This window comes from Curtobacterium sp. MCBD17_021 (assembly GCF_003234525.1).
In the GTDB taxonomy this organism is placed as follows: Bacteria; Actinomycetota; Actinomycetes; order Actinomycetales; family Microbacteriaceae; genus Curtobacterium.
In genome coordinates, this window is the sequence record NZ_QKTS01000006.1 from 173142 (window position 1) to 190428 (window position 17287).

Genomic DNA, 17287 nt, shown 5'->3' on the forward strand with positions numbered 1-17287 from the left:
GTTCCCCTACTTGTAGACGGCGGACTGACCGTAGAGCACCTGCGTGAACTGCGACACGTACGGGCTGACGTCACCGTCCGGCAGGTTGTACGTCATGAAGACGCCGTACCCGTCGGCCTTCGTGCGCTCCGCGAGCGTGACCGCGAGGTCCACCGGGGTGTTCTGGATGTCGACCGCCGCGGCCGAGAGCTTCGACTTCGGCAGACCCGGGATGGTCGGCGCCGTGTAGGTGCCGTAGTACGGGTTCCACGCGTAGTCGAGCTTGTGGCCGATCGACGGCTTCTCCTCCTGCAGTGACGTCGACGACGGGCCGATGTCGTAGAAGGAGATGATCTTGCCGGGCATGTCCGCGCGGAGCGCGGAGATGAGCCAGCCGATCGACTGGTCGTTCGGCTGCGGTGTGCCGTCCACGCCGTAGTCCGAGTACTCGTCGTCGAGGTCGACGCCGTCGAGCCCGTACTTCTCCACGGTCGCCGACACCTGCGCCGCGAAGTCGCGCGCGTCCGCCTTCGAGGTGAAGTTCGCCAGGCCGGTGCCCTGGTGGTTCCCGAGCACCGAGAGCGTCACCTTGATGCCCTTGGCCTGCAGCGGACGGATCTGCGTGGCCGCCTGGTCGAGGGTGCGCTGCACGTTCTCGTTGGCGTACAGGACCGCGTCGCCGTCCGCGTCTCGGTTGATGTTCGCGGCGAAGATGATCGCCACGTCGAAGGCGTTCGCGCCGTTCTCGAGCGTGTACCGGCCGACGTTCCGGAGTTCGTCGTTGTTCACCTCGACGTAGGCGATGCTCGTCGGCCCGGACTTGGTCGTAGCGTGCTGCCCCGGTCGCCCGTGGCCGTGGCCGTGCCCGTTGCCGTACCCCGAGCCGTGGCCCTGCGTTGCTGCCGGTCCGCCCGGTGCTGCCGACGCGGCGGCGGGCACCATCGGTGCCGCCACCATGGCGACGAGCGCCGCCACGATCCCGATCTTCATGGTCTTCTGCATGACACTCCTCTTCGAGTGGTGTCCGCGGCGGCGAGGTGCCGCCGCGGGCCCACGACCGGTCCGGCCGTGGGACCCACCGCCGGGACACCCGAAGTCCCGGCGGCGGGGGTCTTCTGAGCCCGTCGTCAGTGCGCCTCGCCCCGTCGGGGGAACCGGAAGGTGCGGACCTCGAAGGCCTCGACCGGGAAGGCCGCGACCCCGTCCGTCACCGCGGCGACGCCCGGCAGCGCCGGGTCGGTCTCCTCGAGGAGCGTCACCTCGACCGGATCGCCGAACGGCCCGTCGACCGCCAGGCCTCCGGTGCCACGGCGGCCCTCGGGCTCGTACACGCGGACGACCAGGTCACCCGAGCGGTCGTCGGCGAGCTTGACCGCCGAGACCACCACGTCGCCGGACGCCTGCACGAGCGAGTCGAACCCGTGCGCACCGGTCACCCGTCGGGCCGCGGTGTTCATCACGGTGCCGGCCGCGGTCGCACCGACGACGTCCGTCCCGATCACGAGGCCGTACCGGTGGGTCTGCACGCCCTGGTCGGTCTCCGGGTCGGGGAACCGCGGGGCCCGCAGGAGCGACAGTCGCAGCGTCGTCGTGACGTGGCCGTCGACCGCGTCGCGCGTCACGTCGAACCCGTGGATCGAGTCGTTCACCAGGGCGACGCCGAACCCGGGCTCCTCGACGAGCACGTAGCGGTGCATCGACGTCTCGAACTTCGCGGCCTCCCACGACGTGTTCGTGTGGGTCACCCGCTTCTGCGCACCGAACTGGGTCTCCGCGATGGTGTGCTCGGCGCGGACGTCGAGCGGGAACGCCACCTTGAGGAACTTCTCGGTCTCGTGCCAGTCCGTCACCTGGTCGAACTCGAGCGTCCGCGTTCCGGGAGCGAGCGTGATCTCCTGGGTGACCGTCGACTCGCTGAACGTGCGCGACACGGTGACGCGGGCGGTGCCGTCCTCGTCGACCGACCCGCGCAGGGCGGTCACGTCGACCAGGTCGTCGACCCGGTTCCGGTAGTACCGGTCGACGTCCCACGCGTCCCACATGTTCGGGAAGTCCTGGTGGAGCTGGAGCAGGTTCGCGACCTGCCCGGGGGCGATCGCGTCCCGACCGGTGGCCAGGTCGATCGCGCTCGGGACGAGCCCACGGCCGTCGATGACGACCCGGACCAGGTCGTTCGTCAGCACGAAGCCGCCGTCCGCCTCGGCGAGCGTGACCGGGGTCGTCGCCTCCAGGTCCGTCGTCAGGACGGCGCTGTGGGCGAGGGCACCGCCCTGGAGCCTCGGGGCCGGGTTCACGACGACCGACCGGTCCCCGTCGCCGGCGAGCGCCGACAGGGCGGACGTGATGAGGGCCTCCAGGCGCTCCGCGATCTCCGCGTACCGTTCGACGGCCTCGCGGTGCACCCAGGCGATCGAGGTGCCCGGCAGGATGTCGTGGAACTGCTGCAGGAGCACTTGCTGCCAGAGCGCGTCGAGCTCGTCGTACGGGTAGGCGAAGTCGGTGCGGGCGACGGCCGTGGCGCACCACAGCTCGGCCTCGACGAGCAGGTGCTCGCTGCGGCGGTTGCCCTGCTTGGTCTGGTGCTGGCTGGTGAGGGTCGCCCGGTGCAGCTCGAGGTAGAGCTCGCCGACCCAGACCGGCGGGTTCTCGAGCTCGGACTTCGCGCGGTCGAAGAACGCGTCCGGGTGCTCCCACGTGACGCGGGCGCTGCCCTCGAGGTCGGCCAACCGCGCCGCCGTGCCGGTCATCTCGCGGGTCGTGCCGCCGCCGCCGTCGCCCCAGCCGACCGGGGCGATCGATCCGGTGGCCAGGCGGTTCTCGCGGAACTGGCGGGACGCCTTGGCGACCTCGGACCCTGACAAGCGCGAGTTGTAGGTGTCCATCGACGGGAAGTGCGAGAACACCCGCGACCCGTCGATGCCCTCCCAGAGGAACGTGTGGTGCGGGAACTTGTTCACCTGGTTCCACGAGATCTTCTGCGTGAAGAACCACTCGAAGCCCGCGCGGCGCATCAGCTGCGGCAGCGCCGGCGAGTACCCGAAGCTGTCCGGCAGCCAGACGCCCTTCGGCCGGATGCCGAACTCGCGCTCGAAGAACCGCTGGCCCTGCGAGAACTGGCGGACGATGCTCTCGCCGGTCGGCATCACGGTGTCGGACTCGACCCACATCCCGCCGAGCGGCAGGAACCGGCCGGCGGCGACGGCGTCCTTGACCTTCGCGTAGACCTCGGGGCGGTGCTCCTTGATCCAGGCGTACTGCTGGGCGCTCGACATGCCGTAGAGGAAGTCGTCGGTCTGGCCGATGAGCTCGGTCATGCTCGAGGTGGTGCGGGCGACCTTGCGGATCGTCTCGCGCACCGGCCAGAGCCAGGCGGAGTCGATGTGCGCGTGGCCGACGGCGGAGATCCGGTGCGCGGAGGCCTCGGCGGGTGCTGCGAGCACCTCGGCGAGCGCGGCGCGTGCATCGGTCGCGGTCTCCGGGATGTGCTGCAGGTCGAGGGCGTCGAGGGCGTCGTCGAGCGCCTGGAGGATCCGCATCCGCCGGGGGCCCTGCGGCAGCTCCTCCTGCAGTTCGAGCAGGACGTCGATGTCGAGCGCGAGCTCGTGCACCTCGGCGGCGAACACGGCGAGGTCCATCCGGCGGCTCGTGTACAGCCGCTTCGGGGACGACGTCCGGATGTCGCCCTCCTGCGTGACGAGGAAGGGGTGGTAGTCGAGCAGCACCGGGTTCGACGCCGCCTCGACGAAGAACTCGACGGTCTCGCCGCCGACGGCTGCTTCCGCGATGAGCACCCACTGGTTGCGCGGGTTGATCGACTTCACGGGGGTGCCGTCGGACAGGTAGACGAGCCCCTCGCACTGGAAGCCGGGCATGTTCTTGTCGAAGCCGAGGTCGACGACGGCCTCGACCCGCTGCCCGGCCCAGCTCTCGGGCACGGTGCCGGAGAGCCGGAACCACGTGGTGCCCCAGGCGGCGCCCCACGGCGTGCCGACCTCGTACGGCTCGAACGTGAGCGACAGGCCCTCTGCGGGGGCGATCGGCTCGCCGGGCAGCTCGTGCCAGGCGGTGTCGAGCGGGACGGCGGTGGCGTGCACCTCGGGCAGGATGCGCTCGTCGAGCACGCGTCGCGCGCGGCCGATGGTGAGCGGGATGTCGTCGTGCATGGGGTCCTCCGGGGGACGGCGGTGCGCGTCCGGGTCGTCGGGGCGTGGGGCGTCGTGCGGGGTGGTGCGGTCAGTGCGGTCAGTGCGGTCAGTGCGGTCAGTGCGATCAGTGCGATCAGGGCATCGTCGCGGGGTGCGCGACGGAGACGGTCGCCGACGCCGTGCCGGTCGGGACGTCGACGCAGGTGGTGATCCCCCGCGCGGCGAGGAGTGCGGTGTCGCCGAGTCGCGAGCGCAGCGCGACCTGGGGGCCGCGGCCGTCCTGCTCGGCGAGCGCGAGCCATGCCACCGCGAACCGGCCACCGGGGGCGGAGTCGGCCCGCGTCCCGCCGAGCGGCGCCCCGTCCGGGGCGACGTCGTCGAGCACGAGCGCGGTCGAGGGCGGGGTCGGGGGCTGGTACCGGCCGTCGCCGAACGCCAGGGCCATCTCGCGGAACCGCTCCCCCGTCGGCTTCACGCGGCCGTCGTTCGTGAGCAGCCCGAGGTCGTACTCCAGCTCCGGGAAGTCCGCCAGCGACCGGGAGACGTCGTGCGAGCACCACCACGTGATGCCGGACAGCTCCTGCACATCGAGGGCGTGCCGGATCGTCTGCTCGGTGAACGTCGGGGCGTCGGCCACGTCCACCACGTTGGTCGGCGCGCCGACCTCCTGCAACCAGTTCGGCCGGTCTGCGCGTCCGTTCCACGCGGCGGCGAGCTGGAGCAGGTACTCGCCGTGGCGGACGGACCCGGGGCCGAGGGCGCCGTGGAGGCGGGCGGCACCGTTGAACACCCACGAGTGGGTGACCGTCGCGTCGCCGTGCTCGGCCGCGTGTTCGGGGCCGAACGGTTGGGCGTCGTCGTACCAGGCGGCGTCGTACTGGGCGAGGGTGACCAGCGGCTGCCGGGCCGGCGGGACGGAGGCACCACGGGCCTCCCGGCTGCTGTCGGTACCGGTACCGATGCCGAGTCCGGCGCGCGCTGCGGCGACCATCGCCGCCGCCCACGCGTGCCCCTGCCCCGGGCTCGTCTCGAACGGCGACGGGTGCGGCGCGTGCGCGAACTGGTTGACCTCGTTGCCGATGGTCACACCGAGCAGGTTCGGCCGGTCGGCCACCGCCCCGGCGAGCGCCCGCACGTAGTCCGCGGTCGAGGCGACGACGTCCGGGTCCGTGAACATGTTCCGGCGGTGCCAGCTCTCCAGCCATGACGGCACGAAGTCGAAGCTCGACAAGTGGCCCTGCAGGGCGTCGACGTTCACGTCGAGCCCGAAGGAGCCGGCGATGTCGACGACCGTGGCGACGTCCTCCAGCGCGGACGGCCGGATCAGGGTGCGGTTCGGCTGCACGACCGGCCAGAGCGGGAAGATCCGCACGTGGTCGGCGCCGAGTGACGCGATCGCCTCGAGGTCCCGCGCGGTGTCCGAGGCCGAGAAGTCGAGCCACGAGTGGAACCAGCCGACCGACGGCGTGTGGTTCACCCCGAAGCGCATCAGCCCTTCACCCCGCCCTCTTCCACGCCCTTGAAGAAGAAGCGCTGGAGCACCGCGAAGATCACCGCGATCGGGATGAAGGCGATCATCGTGCCGGCGGCGATCATGCGCTGGTCGGTGGCGAAGGTGCCCTGCAGGTACTGCAGTCCGACGGTCAGCGTGAGCTTGTCCGGCGACTGCAGCACGATGAGCGGCCAGAGGAAGTCGTCCCACGCGCCGATGAACGAGAAGATCGCGATCACGGCGATCGTCCCCTGTACGGCGGGCAACGAGATGTACCGGAGCCGCTGCATGGCGTTCGCGCCGTCCATCACGGCGGCCTGGTCGATCTCCTCGGGCACCTGCCGGAAGGCGTTGTACATGAGCAGAACGTTGAGCGCCGCGATCATGCCGGGCAGGGCGACACCGACCAGCGAGTCGGCGAGACCGAGGTCCTTGACCGTGACGAACTGGGAGATGATCGTCGCCTCACCCGGCAGCACGAGGGTGGCGAGGAAGAGGCCGAGGACGACCTTGCGGCCCTTCCACTGCAGGCGGGCGATGGCGAAACCGGCGAGCGTGGCGAACACGATGTTCCCGATGACGTCGATCGCGGCGACGATGAGCGAGTTCCCGATGTACCCGAAGACCGGGATGGCGTCGCCCACGCGGAGGTAGTTGCCGAACGTCGGCTGCGACGGGATGAACGACGGGTTCGCGGTGTAGATGTCCTCGCCGGTGCCCTTGAGCGAGGTCGAGAGCTGCCAGAGGAACGGACCGATCGTGATGAAGAGCACCACGACGAGCAGGACGTAGCGGAGCACCTTCTCGCGGGTGGACATGACGCCCCAGACCGCGCGGCGGCGCTTGCGGCCCCCTGGCGGGGACTGCCGGGAGGCACGGCCCGCGTCCGTCGCGCCGGCCACGTCGGGTGTCGGTGCGGCGACACCGGCGTTGCCGCCGATGGCCGGTTCGCTGGTGCTGGTCGTGTTCGTCACTTGTCCGCCTTGCTGTTCATCCGGGCGAGGGCGAGCATCGGGATCAACGTCACGGCGAAGAGCAGGAGGCTCAGGGCGGACGCGTAGCCGAGGTTGCCGGTGAAGCCGCGGGCGTACTGCTGGATGAGCATGACGAGGGAGTTGTCCTGGCCGCCGGGGCCACCCGTCCCGTTCGTCAGGATGTAGAGCTCGCTGAAGACCCGGAGGGCGCTGACGCACACCAGGATGCCGACGAGCGTCATGGTGCCCCGGACGCCGGGCATGGTGACCGACCAGAACCGGCGCACCGCCCCGGCGCCGTCGAGAGCGGCGGCCTCGTGCAGGTCCTTGCCGACGTTCCCGAGAGCAGCCAGGAAGATGATCATGTAGTAGCCGAGGCCCTTCCACACGGTCAGGCTGATCGCGCTGAACAGCAGCAGCCACCGGTCGGACAGGAACGGGATCGCGCCCTGCACGACGCCGAGCGACTGCGCCATCTCGTTGACGACGCCGCGGTCGTCGAGGATCCAGTTCCAGATGAGCCCGACCACGACCGCGCTCGCGATCACCGGCGTGTAGTACGCGGTCCGGAAGAACGCGATCCCGGGCATCTTGTGCTGCACGAGCACGGCCATGAGGAGCGGGAGGACCGTCAGCAGCGGCAGGCACACCACCATGTAGATGACGCTGTTGAGCAGCGCCTCCCACACCTGCGGGTCCGCGAGCAGGGTCCGGAAGTTCGCCGTCCCCACCCACGCACTGACCCCACCGAGCGGGCTGGCGTTCGTGAACGACAGCCGCACGGTGTTGATCGACGGCCAGAGACTGAACGCGAGCAGCCAGACCAGTGCGGGCAGCACCAGCAGCCAGGGCGTGAACCAGCGGTTCGCACGCATGACGATCCTCCCTCTTCCTTCGTGTGGCGGGCTCGATCAGCCGTTGGCGAGCAGGGTGTTCATCTTGGTCTGGGCGTTCTGCAGCGCCTTCTCCGGGCTCGTGCCGCCCTTCATGGCCAGCGCGATCTGCTGGTCGAGGAAGTCCGTCATCGCCGAGTTCGCCTCGACCGGGTTGAGGTTCTTCGCCGTCTTCAGGGCGTCGTTCGCGAGGACGCGGGCCTTCGCCTGCACGGTGCCGTCGTCCTCCGAGAAGAACGGGTCGGACTGCGAGGACTTGGTCGACGGGAAGATGTTCACCAGGTGGGCGAACTCCTCCTGGTTCTCCGCGTTGGTCATGAACGCGGCGAGCGCTTCGGCGGTGGCGAGGTGCTTGCTCTTCGCCGAGACGCTGAGGCCCTGCACGTACAGCGGCGGGTTGTCGAGGGCCGGCGAGACGATGATGTTGCCCTTGAGCGACGGGTTGTTCTTCTCGAAGTCGCTGATCGCGGTCGCGCCGCCGGTGGTCCAGGCGACCTTGCCCTGCGTGAACAGGGTCGAGTTGCCGAGGTAGTCGGTGTTGAGGACCGAGGACGGCATGAGCCCGTCCTGGTAGGCCTTCGCGTACTTCGCGATGAGGTCGGCGGCCTTCGAGGAGTCTGCGAACGTGAACTTCGTGCCGTCTGCGTTCAGGATCTTCACACCGGCCAGCGAGAAGTCGGACAGGCCGGGCTTGCGGCTCATGAGGTAGTCGTCCGGACACTGCTCGTGCATGGTCGCGGCCTGGTCGAAGAGCTCGTCGGTGGTCGTCGGCGGGTTCTCGGGGTCGAGGCCGCACCGCTGGAACATCGTCTTGTTCCAGTAGTCGATGTCGGTGTTGAGGTACCACGGGTACCCGAACGTGCCGTCGACGCCCCTGTACCGGTAGGCCGCGAGTGCGCCCTCGACGTAGGTCTTCCCGAGCGTGGAGTCGTCCTTCGCGACGTCCTGCAGGAACCCGCGCTTGGCGAGGGGCAGGGCGATGTCCGGCGGCAGGTTGACGACGTCGGGCAGGGAGTTCGACGACGCCTGGCTGAGCACCTTCTCGGCGTAGCCGTCGCCTGGCTGGTCGACGAGCTCGACCTCCGCGTCGGGGTACTTCTCCTCGAACGCCTTCACGACGCCGTCGAGGTAGTCCGTGTACGTCGGCGTGAGTGCCCAGGTCTGCAGGGTGATCGACCCGCTGACCTCTCCGTCGCCACCTCCACCGGTGGCCGCCCCGCTGCCGCTCGAGCAACCGGTGAGGACGAGCGCTGCGGCGGCAGCGCCGGCGAGGATCGCGGCCACTCGGCCCGACGTCGTGCGTGGGGTGGTTCTCATCGTTGCTGACTCCTTCGTCGAGCTACTGAACCGGTTCAGCCGTCATCGGTGAACCGCTGCGTGACGGCGACGATGCCTGACTAAAGCGCTATAGTCAAGCCCGTGGCCACAGGACGCCGGACGACGATCGCCGACATCGCGGCACGGGCTGGCGTCTCGATCAGCGCCGTGTCCTTCGCGCTGAACGGGCGCCCCGGCGTCTCCGAGGCGACCCGCGAGCGGGTCCGCCAGGCGGCACGAGAACTCGACTGGCAGCCGCACACCGCCGCCCGTGCACTCGGCGGCGCGAAGGCCGGGTCGATCGGCTTCGTGCTGAACCGGCCGGCACGCACCCTCGGCACCGAGTCGTTCTTCGGCGACCTCATCTCGGGGATCCAGCTCGGGCTCACGGGGACCCACATCGGCATGACGCTGCTCGTCGCCCGCGATGCCGACGAGGAGCTCGAGACCTACCGGGACTGGTGGCGTGGGCACCGCGTGGACGGCGTCATCGTGATCGACCCGCGCCGGGACGACGAGCGGCTCCGCCTGCTCACCCAGCTCGGGATGCCGTCGGTCGTCGTCGGCTCGCACCCCACTCCGGCCGGATCGGCACCGAGCGTCTGGATCGACGACTCGGACGCCACCGACACCGTCCTGCGGTACCTCCGGGCACTCGGGCACCGCCGCATCGCCCACGTCTCCGGCCCGCCGGAGTTCGAGCACACGGCGCTGCGGATCGAACGCGTCCGGGCCTTCGCGGGCACCTTCCCCGACGCCAGCGACGACGACCGCACCGAGTCCGTGCCCACCGACTACTCCGCCGAGGCCGGTGCCGCTGCGACCCGACGCCTGCTGTCCGGCGCGCGACGACCGACCGCGATCGTGTTCGACAACGACGTGTTGGCCGTCGCGGGCCTCGGCGTCGCGAGCGAGATGGGGGTCCGGGTCCCGCAGGACGTGTCGATCGTGTCGTTCGACGACTCGGCCATGATCCGCCTGGTCCGCCCCGCGATCACGTCCCTGACCCGCGACACCGTCGAACTCGGGCAGCGGGCGGCGGTCCTGCTCCGCGAGCAGATCGAGGCGGACGGCCCACTGCCGTCACGGCCGGGGCCGGAGCTGACGCTGAGCGTGCGGGAGTCCACGGCGCGCGTCGGGAGCTGAGGACCCGCTCGGCGAGCCCTCGAGCACCGGGGCGGACTCCGGCTGGGCTACGACCGCTCGTCGACGAGGGCGACGAACCGGCTGCCGATCCCCTCCACCTCGTGCCGGGTGAACCCCGCGGGAGGTTCGGGTGCCTGGTACGGCGCGTGGTAGTCGCACATCAGGTGGTCCCAGTCGGGCCACCACTTCTTCGGCCGGGCGACCTCGGCGAACCCGCAGACCACGCACTCGAGGTGCACCCACACCTTCTTGGCGCCGGTGCGGTTCGCCCGCGACTGGACGAGCCAGGCGGGCGGGTCCTGCTCGATCGCCTCGAGCTCCGCCTCGCTCAGGCGCGCCGGAATCCCGTGGTGGGTCGCCATCTCGAGGGGGATGTCGAGCCGGACAGCGGCGTCGCGTCGGGAGAGCATCCGCTCAGGGTAGGTCCTGTCGGCCCACACCCGGTGCAACGGCTCCGGCCCGGCTCAACCGAGGTCCTCGGGGTGCAACCGGTCGCCCGGCTGCGGCGTGCGGAACACGGGCTGCCCGTCCGTTCCGTCGGCAGCAGGGCCGTCCGCCCCGGTCGGGCTCTGGTCGTCGATCCCCGACGTCACCTGCTCAGCCTGACCACGCTCTCGGTCGATCTCACTGAGCGACGTCGAGTCGACCGGCGCGTCACCGGGATCGGGTTGACCAACGGGATTGAAAGGACCACTCATCGACATGACCCAGAGCTTGCTCCCCGGCCCGTGTGTGCGCGTTGCGGTCCCGCGATCGCGGCTCGATCGAGGCCGCTCCACGGTGCGCTCAGCCCGCGCCGCCCTCGTCGGCGGCCACGTCACGCTCGCGTCGGAGCGGCTCGGGGAGGCCCATCACGAGGCGCCATCGGTTCCCCTCGGGGTCGCGCTCGTACGAGAAGTCGTCCATCAGCAACTCGATCATCGCGATCCCGCGCCCGGACTCCGCCATCTCCTCGGGGTCCGGCATCTCCGTGCGGAACGGCACGTGCACCTCTGCTCCGCTGTCACTGAGCACCGCCTCCAACGCGGTCGACGTCCGCCGGAGCGTCAACTGGCACAGCAGGCGCTCGCTCCCTTCGGCGTGCTCGATGACGTTGCCCGCGAGTTCGAGCAGCGCGGTCTCGAACCGGATGCGTTCCGCGGTGCCGAGGTCGGCGTTGAGGTGCCAGAGGTCGTCCACCGACTCGTGCACCTCGTCCACGTCGTTCGGCGGAACCACGAGCAGCACCGTGCGTTCCCAGGCCGGCCCGTGGATCGCCGAGACATCCGCGCCGTCAGTTCCCATGGGCACATCCTCACATCCGATCGCCCCCGCCGGCCACGACCACCCGGATGGACACCGGTCCGACATGGTGTGCAGCCGGTCACGCCCTTCGTCGTGCATCCGTCAGAATCAGCTGGTGGACGAAGCGACGGTGGAACGGACGCGAACGGTCGAGCAGACCCGGGACATCGCGCACGCGCGGGAACTGGTCGCGCGGGCGTACCGCACCCACGGCCTGCAGGTGACGGCGGGCGAGGAGCCGTTCTCCTTCGAGGAGACGGTGACCGGGACGGAGCTGCTGTCCCTGGAGTCCACGAAGAGCACCGGGACCGTCCGGGGCGAGGTCGAGGGGGACGGCGAGGTGATCGTGGCCTGGCTGAAGTCCGGACGGGGCACGGTGGACGGTGACGAGTTGCTGGTCGGCCGTCCGGTCATCTACCGGGAAGGCCGACAGTCGTTCCGCTGGGACGACTTCGCCGAGGACGTGATGCGCATCGACCGGGACACCGTCGAACGGGTCGCCGCCGAGCGCGGCGGGTGGAACCAGGCCCCGCTGGAGTTCAAGCCGCACCACGTGCCGGAAGGCGCACCCCTGGCGGCCTGGTGGCTCATCGTCCGCTCGATCGCGGGAGAGATCCTCGGCAGCGTCGGCCCGGTCTCGGCGGAACGGGAACGGGAACTGACCCGGTACGCGGCCGCGGGGTTGCTGACCGCGGTGCCGCACTGGCCCGTCGGGCAGGGACGGGAGGCACCAGCGCGGACACGACTGGCCAAGGCGGAGGCCTTCCTGCTGGACCACGTCCCGGACCGCATCACGATCGACGACGTCGCGGCGGCGGCCGGGCTCAGCGTCCGTGGGCTGCAGGGCGCCTTCCAACGCGTCCATGGAACGTCCCCGCTGACCTACCTGAAGGGCATCCGACTGCTGCTCGCGCGCGAGCAGCTCGAATCGGGGTCTGCCGGATCGGTCGCGGCGGTGGCGCGGTCCGTCGGGATGCACCACCTGAGCCGCTTCGCGAGCGCCTACCGGTCCGAGTTCGGCCAGCTTCCGGGTGAGGTGCTCCGCGAGGCGTCGACGGATCGGACGCCGGTCGAGCGGTAGTGCAGTGCCGTGTCGACGGCCACGAGCCGGTAGTACACGCGGCGATGGGCGCTCGTCAGACCGTCGGGGACGGTCAGCACGAGGAGGCCCGGGCCCGACGGGCGTGCTCGGCGAGCGCGGTCTGCGCCGCGCGCAGGGTGCGGTAGTCGCCGAGGTACTCCCCGAACCCGTTCCGGACGAAGAAGTGACGCCCGTGCTGGTCGACCGTGCCGGCGAAGGCACCGGCGTCATCGGCGACCCAGAAACCGTCGTCCGCTGCAGCCCATCGGAGCTCGGGCTGCGTGGTGACGGCGGTCGCGGGGCGGTCCAGGAGGACGGTCATGCAGTACGGCCTTTCCCGTGGCACGGCGGCCACGACGACTGTGCAGGCGCTACCCGGGTCGTGCTTCCGGCGTGGCTGCCGGGGTCGTCGCGAGGGGCACTGGGTTCCTGACGGGGATCAGGCTACGAACCAGCCCGCCGTGCGCCTAACTTTCTTAACCAGAAGCGCTATCTGGTCAGAGGGATCGGGTGGCGGTGCGGTCGACGACGACCTGCACCGCGGCTGCGAGCGCGATCATGCGCTCTGCTTCGGCGGTCGGCACCGCGTCGAGCAACTCCTGCACGGCGCCGGGGAGGTCCTCGTACGCCTCCGACAGACCGCGCTCCCCGTCGGCGGTCAGGCGGATGATCCGAGACCGGCGGTCGTCCGGATCGGGCTGCCGCTCGACGAGGCCACGGTCGACGAGGCGATCGACCGTCTGGGTCGCAGCAGCACTGGTGACACCGAGCACGTCCGCGAGGTCCGTCGCTCGAGCGGGCGCCCCGACGGATCCGCGGGCAGCGAGGAACTGGAGTGCCTGGAAGTCGCTGGCACGCAGGGCCATCCGAGCACGGGCGCGGGTCTGGAGCATCGTCTCCGCCGCCCGCAACCGGTTCACGGACTCCAGCAGCAGCACACCCACCGGCACCCCCTCGTGATGCTCCGCCATCACCGCCTCCGTCCACAGCCCGCTGCTCCCCGCGCCGGACCACCCGCGCGTCACCCGCTCGTGCCGAACTGCCAACTCGGGTCGGGCTGCGTCCAGTGTGGCAGGCCGGTGGCGACGGGTCACCGCCCGTCCCGCACGGATGCCGGTCCCATCGACCCCGGGGTCGGTGACGTCGGCGCCGCCTCCGACCCGAGGAAGCGCCGACGCGGACACGCCGGAACATACCTCGGACTTGACGCAGCATTCGAACGCACGTTCGAATACGAGGGTGGGACGGCGTCGCGAGAACCGGTGGCAGCCCCCGGAACACCCGGAGGTCGAACGCCCCCGCGCCTTCTCGTTGTCGGAGGAGGCCAGGGGAGGTGACGTCTGTCACGCCGTCACCCCGATCCCCGTCTGGGCGTGGGTGCAGTTCCCGACGTTCCACGTCCGCGTCAAGGCGTTCGCCCGCAGCTGGACACGGGACGCCGTGCTCGTCGAGTGGGCCCAGTTCGGGCAGCAGGCCGACGCGTGGATCTGGCGCTCAGCGGTCAAGCACCGCACCCTCCGCGCCGCCGACCCCCGTACCGGGTACACCCCGACGAACGGCGCACGCTCCGATCCCCGACCGGTCCGACAGCGCTCACCGGAGTCCGCCTGACGCACTGCGTTGACTTCGCGGACGACCGCGAGGATCGTTTCCGACACACCGGTTCGCGAAGATGCTCGACTTTCGAGCAGTCCGTCCGGACCGGGGATCGGAAGGAGGCACCATGAAGAAGACCGAGGTGCCGTCCTGGGTGGCCCACGTGCTCACCCCACCCGAGGTCATCGCGGCCTACGTCGACCGTCGGGTCAACGACCCGTCGCTCCTGTCCGGTGTGCAGGCGGAACCCACGTACGCGGACTTCCTCCGCGGCGAGTAGACGGATGGCCCGGTGCGACCGACGTCGGTCGCACCGCCGACGTGGTTCGGGCCTCCTGGCCGGCCGGGAGGCCCGCGTCAGGTCCCGGACACCGCAGTCGGTGGTCACGACCACCGTCGATCAGAGCGGCGCCGCTCCGCGGCGCGCGGTGAGCGTGACACCGGCGCTCGCCGCGGTGACGCAGGCGAGGGCCACGACCTCCAGGGGTGAGAGCGCCTCGTGGAGGACGACGAGTCCGGCGAGGGCCGCGATCGCCGGACCGAGGCTCTGCAGCACGCCGAACACCCGCGTCGGCATCCGGCGGAGCGCGGTCATCTCGAGCGCGTACGGCAGCACGCTCGACAGGACCGCCACGACGCCGAAGACCACCAGGAGCACCGGGGCCGCGACGACGCCCTCGACCGCGGGCCGGATCCCGAACGGGAGCGCCACGACCATCGCGACGAGCATCGAGACGCTCAGGCCGTCGATCCCGGGGATCGCCGCGCCGACGCGCCGGTTCATCACGATGTAGGCGGCCCAGCACGCTGCGGCGAGCACCGCGGCGACGACTCCCCCGGCGTCACCGACCGCTGCGGGCCCGACGCCGAGCAGCACCACGCCGGCGAGCGCGAGGGCGGCCCAGACGGCGTCACGCCACCGGCGGGTGTGCACGAGGGACAGCGCCAGCGGGCCGAGGAACTCGATCGTCACGGCGACCCCGATCGGGATCGTCGCGAACGCCAGGTAGATGAAGACGTTCATGCCGCCCAGGGCGAGACCGAGCACGACGGCCCCGCACCACTGGGCACGCGTCCAGTGCCGCACGCGCGGGCGGACGACCGACGCCAGGACCAGGGCGCCGATGACGAGCCGGAGGGTGACGGCGCCGAGCGAGCCGACCTCCTCGAACCGGGTCTTCGCGACCGCGGCACCGATCTGGACCGACACCATCGCGGCGAGCGCCAGCAGCGGTGCCGGGACCCGGTTCATCCGAGGTACGCCAGGACGGCCAGGACCCGGCGGTGGTCCTCGCCGGTGTCCTCGAGCGCGAGCTTGGCGAAGATGCTCGACACGTGCTTCTCGACCGCTCCGGTGCCGATCACCAGGGCGCGGGCGATGGCGGCGTTCGTGCGGCCCTCCGCCATCAGCCCGAGGACCTCGCGTTCGCGCGGGGTCAGGGCCGCGAGCGGGTCGCGGCGGCGGCTCATGAGCTGCGTGACGACCTCGGGGTCGAGCACCGTGCCGCCCGAGGCCACCCGGCGTACGGCGTCGTCGATCTCGTCGAGCCGGGTGACGCGGTCCTTGAGCAGGTAGCCGATGCCCGAGCTGCCGGCGGCGAGGACGTCTTCCGCGTAGGTCGCCTCGACGTACTGCGAGAGGAGCAGGATCCCCGTCCGGGGCGCGATCCGCCGGGCCTGCACGGCGGCCCGGACCCCTTCGTCCGTGAACGTCGGCGGCATCCGCACGTCCATCACGACGACGTCGGGCGCGAGCGCGGGCAGCGCCGCCAGGAACGAGGCCGGGTCGCCGAACTGACCGACGACGTCGATGCCGGCTTCGTCGAGGACGCGGGCCAGTCCCTCGCGGAGCAGGACGGCGTCGTCGACGACGACGGCCCGGATGCGTGCTGCATCCGGGCCGTCGGTCATGCGGTCAGCCTAGCGACGACCGGCAGCGGTCAGGCGCGCGGGGTGGGCACGCCGTTCAGTGCGCCGAGCGGGATCCTCGCGGTCGCCTCGGTGGGACCACCGGGAGGGCTCGACACGGTCAGTTCGCCGTCGAGGGCGCGCATGCGGCCCATCAGGCCCTCGATGCCGTGTCCCTCGCGCGGGCTCGCGCCGCCGTGGCCGTCATCGGTGACGCTGACGGTGAGGAACCACGTCCCAGACGGGTCGACGAGCAGCCCGAGGTACACCCCGGCCGCCGAGGCACCGGCGTGCTTCGCGGTGTTCGTCAGCAGCTCGCTCACCGTGAAGTACACGTTCCGCTGGACCTCGGACCCGAGCTCGAGCCCGTCGGGCAGGCGGACGTCGAGCCCGACGGGGATCGGCGAGCGGGAGCACAGGGCCTCGAGGGCCGCGACGAGCCCGCGGTCGAGCAGGATCGGCGGTGCGAACCCACGGGACAGCGCCCGGAGTTCGTCGAGTGCGTCCTGGGCGTGGCCGGACGCCTCGGAGATGAGACGCTTGGCGCGCTCCGGGTCCTTCTCGAACGACCGTTCCGCCGATGCCAGGTCCATCCGGAGCCGGACGAGCCGCTGCTGCGGGCCGTCGTGCAGGTCGCGTTCGATCTGGCGGAGCGCCTGCCCCTCGGCCGTCACGGCGCCCGCGCGGGAGGCCTGCAGGCCCGCGACCCGCTGCTCGAGCACCTCGGCGCGGAAGCCCCCGAGCAGCCCGTGGTCGATCCAGTAGTGGGCGAGCACCGAACCGCGCAGCCAGAGCGGGAACAGCACGACGCTCGCCGCCATCGACAGGAGGGCGAGGAAGACGAGCCCGGCGATCGAGCCGATCTGGTTCGGGTCGAGCACGTACTGCCCCAGGACGACGTAGGCCAGCACGACGGCGACCGGCCAGAGGAACCCGACCGCCAGGAGCAGACCGGCACCGACCGTGACCACCGCCGCCATCGGGTAGACGACGACCGCGTGCAGCAGGTACAGCCAGTAGTGCGGGTTCGCGACGGCGGAGCCGGTGCGCGTCCACCAGTTCTGCTGCCAGCGGGGTGTCCAGTCCACCGGTCGGATCGGCCGCGGCTCCGCCCAGCTCATCCGGAGCTTCTCGAACTGGCCGAGCCAACGCGCGACGAACAGCGCCACGAAGAAGAGCAGCAGGGTGAAGGGGTTGAACACGTCGCGCGAGCCGAGGCCTCCGATGCCGAGGACCGCCGGGAACGCGAAGTACAGCGTGCAGAGCAGCACCGCGGTGAGGGCCATGTACCCGAAGTCCCGCGGTGACCGACGCCAGGCCTCCCGGTAGAACGCGCCGGCCGACATGCCGCTGCCGCCACCACGACGCACCGGCGACGCCGGTCCCTGCCCGGAGCCCCGTGGGGCCGACGGCGGCGGCGTCGAGCAGGTGCACGATCCCGTACGCGAGCATCGTCGCGGGTCCCGTGGCGC

18 protein-coding genes are annotated in these 17287 nt (G+C 71.0%); 4 read left to right on the forward strand and 14 right to left on the reverse strand.

From position 1 onward, the window contains the following. Positions 1–6 precede the first annotated feature (6 nt). The 6 genes from DEI83_RS07900 to DEI83_RS07925 form a co-directional block, all read right to left on the reverse strand. Positions 7–981 carry an endo-beta-N-acetylglucosaminidase H gene (locus DEI83_RS07900; RefSeq protein WP_111081272.1) on the reverse strand — a complete coding sequence of 325 codons (975 nt, stop codon included), beginning with the start codon at positions 979–981 and terminating at the stop codon, positions 7–9. Positions 982–1106: 125 nt separating this feature from the next. Next, entirely contained in the window at positions 1107–4142 is a 3036-nt protein-coding gene (locus DEI83_RS07905) for a glycoside hydrolase family 38 C-terminal domain-containing protein (RefSeq protein ID WP_111081274.1), read from the reverse strand. A gap of 115 nt (positions 4143–4257) precedes the next feature. Then, entirely contained in the window at positions 4258–5613 is a 1356-nt protein-coding gene (locus DEI83_RS07910; RefSeq protein ID WP_111081276.1) for a glycosyl hydrolase, read from the reverse strand. Further along, positions 5613–6590 (reverse strand): carbohydrate ABC transporter permease, encoded by a 978-nt coding sequence (locus tag DEI83_RS07915; RefSeq protein WP_220036761.1) that lies wholly within the window; start codon positions 6588–6590, stop codon positions 5613–5615. The genes DEI83_RS07910 and DEI83_RS07915 overlap by 1 nt, the downstream gene beginning before the upstream one ends. Next, positions 6587–7465, reverse strand: a complete 879-nt coding sequence (locus tag DEI83_RS07920; RefSeq protein ID WP_110823792.1) for a carbohydrate ABC transporter permease — start codon at positions 7463–7465, stop codon at positions 6587–6589. The genes DEI83_RS07915 and DEI83_RS07920 overlap by 4 nt, the downstream gene beginning before the upstream one ends. 36 nt (positions 7466–7501) lie before the next feature. Beyond that, a complete protein-coding gene (locus DEI83_RS07925; RefSeq protein ID WP_111081279.1) occupies positions 7502–8800 on the reverse strand; it encodes a sugar ABC transporter substrate-binding protein in 1299 nt (432 codons plus the stop codon). A 102-nt stretch (positions 8801–8902) separates the two neighbouring features. Here DEI83_RS07925 and DEI83_RS07930 point away from each other — a divergent pair, with 102 nt between their 5' ends. Beyond that, positions 8903–9946, forward strand: a complete 1044-nt coding sequence (locus tag DEI83_RS07930) for a LacI family DNA-binding transcriptional regulator (RefSeq protein ID WP_111081281.1) — start codon at positions 8903–8905, stop codon at positions 9944–9946. Between the two features lie 47 nt (positions 9947–9993). Here DEI83_RS07930 and DEI83_RS07935 read toward each other — a convergent pair whose 3' ends face one another. From DEI83_RS07935 to DEI83_RS07940, 3 genes are all read right to left on the reverse strand, one after another. Next, a complete protein-coding gene (locus DEI83_RS07935; protein WP_111081283.1) occupies positions 9994–10356 on the reverse strand; it encodes a hypothetical protein in 363 nt (120 codons plus the stop codon). Between the two features lie 54 nt (positions 10357–10410). Then, the gene (locus DEI83_RS16220; protein WP_258371108.1) at positions 10411–10539 is read right to left on the reverse strand and encodes a hypothetical protein; all 129 of its coding nucleotides are present in this window, start codon (positions 10537–10539) and stop codon (positions 10411–10413) included. A 193-nt stretch (positions 10540–10732) separates the two neighbouring features. After that, on the reverse strand, positions 10733–11230 hold the full coding sequence (locus tag DEI83_RS07940) for an ATP-binding protein (RefSeq protein ID WP_181431124.1): 498 nt from the start codon (positions 11228–11230) through the stop codon (positions 10733–10735). A 115-nt stretch (positions 11231–11345) separates the two neighbouring features. Between DEI83_RS07940 and DEI83_RS07945 the strand changes: the two genes are divergently transcribed. Beyond that, positions 11346–12311: an AraC family transcriptional regulator gene (locus tag DEI83_RS07945; RefSeq protein ID WP_181431125.1), complete on the forward strand. Its 966-nt coding sequence runs from the start codon at positions 11346–11348 to the stop codon at positions 12309–12311. 73 nt (positions 12312–12384) lie between these two features. Here the strand turns inward: DEI83_RS07945 and DEI83_RS07950 are convergent, their stop codons facing one another. Continuing rightward, positions 12385–12633, reverse strand: coding sequence for a hypothetical protein (locus DEI83_RS07950; protein WP_111081287.1), 249 nt, complete (start codon positions 12631–12633; stop codon positions 12385–12387). 175 nt (positions 12634–12808) lie between these two features. Beyond that, entirely contained in the window at positions 12809–13282 is a 474-nt protein-coding gene (locus DEI83_RS07955; protein ID WP_111081289.1) for a MarR family winged helix-turn-helix transcriptional regulator, read from the reverse strand. A 268-nt stretch (positions 13283–13550) separates the two neighbouring features. On the opposite strand from DEI83_RS07955, the gene DEI83_RS07960 reads away from it, so the two are divergent. Beyond that, positions 13551–13922 carry a hypothetical protein gene (locus tag DEI83_RS07960; protein ID WP_111081290.1) on the forward strand — a complete coding sequence of 124 codons (372 nt, stop codon included), beginning with the start codon at positions 13551–13553 and terminating at the stop codon, positions 13920–13922. Between the two features lie 112 nt (positions 13923–14034). Next, positions 14035–14187: a hypothetical protein gene (locus DEI83_RS15895; RefSeq protein WP_181431126.1), complete on the forward strand. Its 153-nt coding sequence runs from the start codon at positions 14035–14037 to the stop codon at positions 14185–14187. Between the two features lie 120 nt (positions 14188–14307). Here DEI83_RS15895 and DEI83_RS07965 read toward each other — a convergent pair whose 3' ends face one another. The 3 genes from DEI83_RS07965 to DEI83_RS07975 are packed head-to-tail and all read right to left on the reverse strand — an operon-like array spanning position 14308 to position 17161. Then, positions 14308–15159 carry a DMT family transporter gene (locus tag DEI83_RS07965; RefSeq protein ID WP_111081292.1) on the reverse strand — a complete coding sequence of 284 codons (852 nt, stop codon included), beginning with the start codon at positions 15157–15159 and terminating at the stop codon, positions 14308–14310. Then, the gene (locus DEI83_RS07970) at positions 15156–15818 is read right to left on the reverse strand and encodes a response regulator transcription factor (RefSeq protein ID WP_111052564.1); all 663 of its coding nucleotides are present in this window, start codon (positions 15816–15818) and stop codon (positions 15156–15158) included. The genes DEI83_RS07965 and DEI83_RS07970 overlap by 4 nt, the downstream gene beginning before the upstream one ends. Positions 15819–15847: 29 nt before the next feature. Then, a complete protein-coding gene (locus tag DEI83_RS07975; protein WP_258371109.1) occupies positions 15848–17161 on the reverse strand; it encodes a sensor histidine kinase in 1314 nt (437 codons plus the stop codon). Between the last annotated feature and the right edge of the window lie 126 nt (positions 17162–17287).

Excerpts from the sequence above, each read along its gene's own strand:
- DEI83_RS07900 (WP_111081272.1), bottom strand. The coding sequence starts at position 981 with ATGCAGAAGACCATGAAGATCGGGATCGTGGCGGCGCTCGTCGCCATG.
- DEI83_RS07905 (WP_111081274.1), bottom strand. The coding sequence starts at position 4,142 with ATGCACGACGACATCCCGCTCACCATCGGCCGCGCGCGACGCGTGCTC.
- DEI83_RS07910 (WP_111081276.1), bottom strand. The coding sequence starts at position 5,613 with ATGCGCTTCGGGGTGAACCACACGCCGTCGGTCGGCTGGTTCCACTCG.
- DEI83_RS07920 (WP_110823792.1), bottom strand. The coding sequence starts at position 7,465 with ATGCGTGCGAACCGCTGGTTCACGCCCTGGCTGCTGGTGCTGCCCGCA.
- DEI83_RS07925 (WP_111081279.1), bottom strand. The coding sequence starts at position 8,800 with ATGAGAACCACCCCACGCACGACGTCGGGCCGAGTGGCCGCGATCCTC.
- DEI83_RS07935 (WP_111081283.1), bottom strand. The coding sequence starts at position 10,356 with ATGCTCTCCCGACGCGACGCCGCTGTCCGGCTCGACATCCCCCTCGAG.
- DEI83_RS07940 (WP_181431124.1), bottom strand. The coding sequence starts at position 11,230 with ATGGGAACTGACGGCGCGGATGTCTCGGCGATCCACGGGCCGGCCTGG.
- DEI83_RS07950 (WP_111081287.1), bottom strand. The coding sequence starts at position 12,633 with ATGACCGTCCTCCTGGACCGCCCCGCGACCGCCGTCACCACGCAGCCC.
- DEI83_RS07955 (WP_111081289.1), bottom strand. The coding sequence starts at position 13,282 with ATGGCGGAGCATCACGAGGGGGTGCCGGTGGGTGTGCTGCTGCTGGAG.
- DEI83_RS15895 (WP_181431126.1), top strand. The coding sequence starts at position 14,035 with ATGAAGAAGACCGAGGTGCCGTCCTGGGTGGCCCACGTGCTCACCCCA.
- DEI83_RS07965 (WP_111081292.1), bottom strand. The coding sequence starts at position 15,159 with ATGAACCGGGTCCCGGCACCGCTGCTGGCGCTCGCCGCGATGGTGTCG.
- DEI83_RS07970 (WP_111052564.1), bottom strand. The coding sequence starts at position 15,818 with ATGACCGACGGCCCGGATGCAGCACGCATCCGGGCCGTCGTCGTCGAC.
- DEI83_RS07975 (WP_258371109.1), bottom strand. The coding sequence starts at position 17,161 with ATGTCGGCCGGCGCGTTCTACCGGGAGGCCTGGCGTCGGTCACCGCGG.